This window comes from Streptococcus suis (assembly GCF_016743335.1).
Classification (GTDB): Bacteria; Bacillota; Bacilli; order Lactobacillales; family Streptococcaceae; genus Streptococcus; species Streptococcus suis_Y.
Window position 1 is genome coordinate 1 of the sequence record NZ_WCJE01000075.1, and the last position, 4,369, is coordinate 4,369.

Annotated in this window: 5 protein-coding genes; 2 read left to right on the forward strand and 3 right to left on the reverse strand. The window is 39.0% G+C overall.

Translation table 11 applies throughout. From position 1 onward, the window contains the following. Positions 1-53: 53 nt before the first annotated feature. The 3 genes from hpf to F9856_RS11740 all read right to left on the reverse strand — a co-directional run bounded on the left by hpf (position 54) and on the right by F9856_RS11740 (position 2,623). Positions 54-596 carry a ribosome hibernation-promoting factor, HPF/YfiA family gene (gene hpf / locus F9856_RS11730; RefSeq protein ID WP_014637536.1) on the reverse strand — a complete coding sequence of 181 codons (543 nt, stop codon included), beginning with the start codon at positions 594-596 and terminating at the stop codon, positions 54-56. Positions 597-672: 76 nt separating this feature from the next. Beyond that, positions 673-1,338 carry a ComF family protein gene (locus tag F9856_RS11735; protein WP_202106701.1) on the reverse strand — a complete coding sequence of 222 codons (666 nt, stop codon included), beginning with the start codon at positions 1,336-1,338 and terminating at the stop codon, positions 673-675. Continuing rightward, complete coding sequence (locus tag F9856_RS11740) at positions 1,331-2,623, reverse strand: DEAD/DEAH box helicase (protein ID WP_202106702.1); 1,293 nt, start codon at positions 2,621-2,623, stop codon at positions 1,331-1,333. The genes F9856_RS11735 and F9856_RS11740 overlap by 8 nt, the downstream gene beginning before the upstream one ends. 56 nt (positions 2,624-2,679) lie before the next feature. Here F9856_RS11740 and F9856_RS11745 point away from each other — a divergent pair, with 56 nt between their 5' ends. Continuing rightward, positions 2,680-3,312: a YigZ family protein gene (locus F9856_RS11745; protein ID WP_015646510.1), complete on the forward strand. Its 633-nt coding sequence runs from the start codon at positions 2,680-2,682 to the stop codon at positions 3,310-3,312. Positions 3,313-3,400: 88 nt separating this feature from the next. After that, positions 3,401-4,327 (forward strand): cysteine synthase A, encoded by a 927-nt coding sequence (gene cysK / locus F9856_RS11750; RefSeq protein WP_024419557.1) that lies wholly within the window; start codon positions 3,401-3,403, stop codon positions 4,325-4,327. The last annotated feature ends 42 nt before the right edge of the window (positions 4,328-4,369 follow it).

The following is a 4,369-nucleotide window of genomic DNA, read 5'->3' on the forward strand; positions in this document are numbered from 1 at the left end:
GGTTTTTTGAAAATAATAAAACAGCTGCAAAAACTGCAACTGTTTTATTATCTTTATTGACGTACCTCTAGAAGACCCAAATCTCCATCTTCACGTCTATACAATACATTTGTTGTTCCGTCATTAGCATCTGTATAGATAAAGAAATCATGTCCAAGCAACTCCAATTGGAGGACTGCTTCTTCCATATCCATTGGTTTCAAGTCTACTTGCTTAGTACGAACCACTTTTACTTCCTCGCCTGTTTGCTCAACAAGTTCATCTGTAAAGACTTGACCAGTTGCCACTTTTTGGCGATGTTTTCGTTCAATCTTGGTTTTGTTACGACGAATTTGACGTTCAATCTTATCTACTACAAGATCGATAGAGCCATACATTTCTTGTGAAATATCTTCTGCGCGAAGTGTAACTGCTCCAACTGGAATTGTCACTTCTACTTTTGCGCGCTTGTCACGGTAAACTTTTAGATTTACTTTTGCATTCAACTCTTGTTCTTCATTGAAATATTTCTCAATCTTAGCCACTTTCTCTTCTACATAGGTGCGAAGTGCATCTGTAACTTCAAGGTTTTCTCCACGAATACTGAATTTAATCATATTAGTACCTCTTTCTTGGCTTTCGCCTTTCTTCACTATTATTATATCACATTATTAAATAAATGCAACCGTTTTCTCATCGTGTTAGTGAAAATGTTTTGATTTCTTTCCTACCAATTTTCATGAAAAGTTCTACAGCAAGTTGGATTGTGGCTCCTGTTGTATATATATCGTCGAATAATAATATTTTTTCTGGCACTTCTTTTTCATCTAATAGATAGAACATCTGTTTTGCTTCTAGTCTCTCTGCACGATTTTTAGATGATTGTTTTTGGCTTTCATACTTTCCAAGAAGGGACTGATAGGGAATATATGTAGCATCCAAAAGTCCTTCCACTTGATTAAATCCGCGTTCTGATAGTCGTTTTTGACTAATTGGTATGGGAACAATTGTGTAGTCAGGAAATTGGCTTAACGCTATTCTAAGCTTTTTAGCAAAAATATTTCTTAAAACATAGTCTCCTTGAAATTTGTAGCGACTAAAATAATGTGCCATCGCTTGATTATATCGGTACAAAGCTGTGTGGACAACTGGTTTCCCTTGATTCTGCCAGTACTGACAATCCTTGCAACTTTCCGATTCTCCATTTTTATAACAATGTGGACAGTGTTGCTCTGCTATTTCCTCAAAAGTCGAAAAACATTCTTCACAAGTGCCCGATTTTTCTTTACTAAAGAAGATGAGATCTGAAAATCTTGTTTTATTTTTCATAGCTTGACCGCACAATAGACAATTAGACATAACCAGCCTCCTTGTTCATCTGTTTAATTTCAGCGATTGCCTTTTCAATGGCTCCTGTACTTCCCTCATGATAAAACTGGAGTAAACCAGTCGGACGTTCCATACTCCTGCCGACCCGGCCTGCAATCTGAACAAGACTTGACGCTGTGTAGAGGTAATGATTGGCTTGAACAACAAAGACGTCTACACATGGGAAGGTCACCCCACGTTCAAGAATAGTAGTCGAAATTAAGACTGTGATTTCTCTCTTGCGAAACCCTTCAACTATTTCAAGGCGATTTTCTGTTTGACTAGATACAAAGCCAATTGTTTCTTCTGGGAATGTTTTTTTCATTATCTTGGTAAATTCTTGACCTTTGGAGATTTCTGGGACAAAAATGAGTAAGGGAAAGCCCGACTTTCTCTGTTCTTCAATCGCTTTTTTCAACTTTGGAACTAGTCTATTTTTCTTTAGGGTATCATCGAATTTACTAAACCAGACTTTTTGCGGGACAACAAGTGGGTTGCCATGAAAGCGCCTTGGCAAACTAAGACGACTTAATTTGCCTGTTCTGACTTTTTTATCCAATTCATCTGTTGAAGTCGCCGTCAGAAAAACTTGAACTCCGTCTTCCTTGACCGCATTATCTGCTGCTTGATAGAGCATGGGATTATCTGCATAGGGAAAGGCGTCTACTTCATCAATCAAAACCAAATCAAAGGCCTGATAAAATTTTAATAACTGATGTGTGGTTGCTACAACTAATGGGGTTCGGAAATAGGGTTCAGACTCTCCATGCAGTAAACTAATTGGAACTGAAAAGTCGTTTTGCAGACGTTTATAGAGTTCTATACAAACATCAATTCGAGGACTGGCTAGGCAAACCGCTCCGCCTTTATCAATCACTGAGGCAACGGTGTGGTAGATCATTTCTGTCTTACCTGCTCCTGTTACTGCATGAACCAATGTCGCACGATTATTTTCCACGTTTGCAACTAGTCCATCTGAAATTCTTTGTTGCCAATCAGTTAATTGACCTTTCCACTTTAAACACTTAGTGATTGAAAAATCTTTCTGAGGAAAATGATAGAGTTTTTCGTCTGACCGCACTCTACCTAGAAGCAAGCAGGCTCGACAGTAATAAGCATCGTTTGGCAATTTGTTTTCTTCTTCAAAAGTTGTTCCACAGCGAAAGCAGTTATTCTTTTTTGTAATACTTGGCACTTTTTCTGCTATTTCTCTTTCTTTTGCTGTCAATTGGTATTTGGTAAATAATCTTCCATAATAATTTTCTAATTCTTTCATCGCTTATTTATTCGGAATTTCTTGTCAGTTTTTAAAAAAATTAGTACAATTTGGTTATGAAAGAATTTAAAACAATTAGAGAAGATGGTATTGTTGAGGAAGAAATTAAAAAGTCACGATTTATCTGCTTTATGAAACGAGTGACCAGCGAGGAGGAAGCTCGCGACTTTATAAACAAAATCAAGAAAGAACATTACAAGGCTACTCATAACTGCTCTGCTTTTGTCCTTGGAGAAAATATGGAAATCAAGCGTTCCTCAGATGATGGGGAGCCGTCTGGTACTGCTGGTGTGCCAATGCTGACGGTTTTAGAAAATCACGAACTGACCAATGTTGCAACGGTGGTTACCCGCTATTTTGGGGGTATCAAACTCGGGGCAGGCGGACTTATTCGTGCTTACGCTGGAGCCGTGGCTAATGCAGTCAAGGAAATCGGGGTTGTGGAAGTCAAGGAGCAGGAAGGGATTTCCATTAGCATGTCCTATGCCCAATACCAAGAGTTTGCCAATTGGCGAGCGGAGCAAGGTCTGGAAGAATTTGATACCCAGTTTACTACTGAAGTTTCAACCATGATTTTTGTAGATAAAGAATTCCTTGAACAAACCTTAGCAAGTCTCACTGACTTTTACCACGGAAAAGTATCCGCGGAAAAAGCTAACTCTCGAATCGTTGAGGTACCTGTCTATTAAAAAAAGCTATCGGCGAGATAGTTTTTTTATATTATACTTTTTAGCTTCTCTACTATATACTAGTGATAACATAATTTGGAGGTGCCTTATGGCTATTTATCAAAACATTACTCAATTAGTTGGAAAAACACCAATTATCAAGCTAAATAATATTGTTCCTGAGGGATCTGCGGATGTCTATGTTAAGTTAGAAGCCTTTAACCCAGGATCTTCTGTAAAAGACCGTATCGCCTTGGCTATGATTGAAGATGCTGAAAAAGCTGGTACAATCAAACCTGGAGATACTATTGTTGAGCCAACAAGTGGTAACACTGGTATCGGTCTTGCTTGGGTTGGAGCAGCAAAAGGTTATAAGGTGATTATCGTCATGCCTGAAACCATGAGTGTTGAGCGTCGTAAGATTATCCAAGCTTATGGAGCTGAACTTGTCTTGACTCCTGGTAGCGAAGGGATGAAAGGGGCTATCGCCAAAGCAAAAGAGATTGCTGAAGAAAAAAATGGCTGGGTTCCTTTCCAGTTTGCTAATCCATCCAATCCAAAAGTTCACGAAGATACAACAGGACAGGAAATTTTGGAAGACTTTGGAACAACTGGTTTAGATGCCTTTGTATCTGGCGTTGGTACTGGTGGTACCGTTTCAGGTGTTTCGCATGTTTTGAAGACAGCAAATCCAGATATTGCTATCTATGCTGTCGAAGCTGATGAATCAGCTGTCTTATCTGGTGAAGCACCTGGTCCGCACAAGATCCAAGGTATTTCGGCAGGTTTTATTCCAGATACTTTGGACACTAGCGCCTATGATGGCATTATTCGTGTCAAATCCGATGATGCCTTAGCTACAGGTCGTGCTATCGGTGGAAAAGAAGGATTCTTAGTTGGTATTTCTTCAGGTGCAGCAATTCACGCTGCTATCGAAGTTGCTAAGGAGTTGGGAACTGGAAAAAAAGTGTTGGCAATCTTGCCTGATAACGGAGAACGTTACTTGTCAACAGCTCTTTATGAGTTCAATGATTAAAAAGAAAGAAGGTTAGGAATGCATCCTATACCTTCTTTTCTG

Excerpts from the sequence above, each read along its gene's own strand:
- hpf (WP_014637536.1), bottom strand. The coding sequence starts at position 596 with ATGATTAAATTCAGTATTCGTGGAGAAAACCTTGAAGTTACAGATGCA.
- F9856_RS11735 (WP_202106701.1), bottom strand. The coding sequence starts at position 1,338 with ATGTCTAATTGTCTATTGTGCGGTCAAGCTATGAAAAATAAAACAAGA.
- F9856_RS11740 (WP_202106702.1), bottom strand. The coding sequence starts at position 2,623 with ATGAAAGAATTAGAAAATTATTATGGAAGATTATTTACCAAATACCAA.
- F9856_RS11745 (WP_015646510.1), top strand. The coding sequence starts at position 2,680 with ATGAAAGAATTTAAAACAATTAGAGAAGATGGTATTGTTGAGGAAGAA.
- cysK (WP_024419557.1), top strand. The coding sequence starts at position 3,401 with ATGGCTATTTATCAAAACATTACTCAATTAGTTGGAAAAACACCAATT.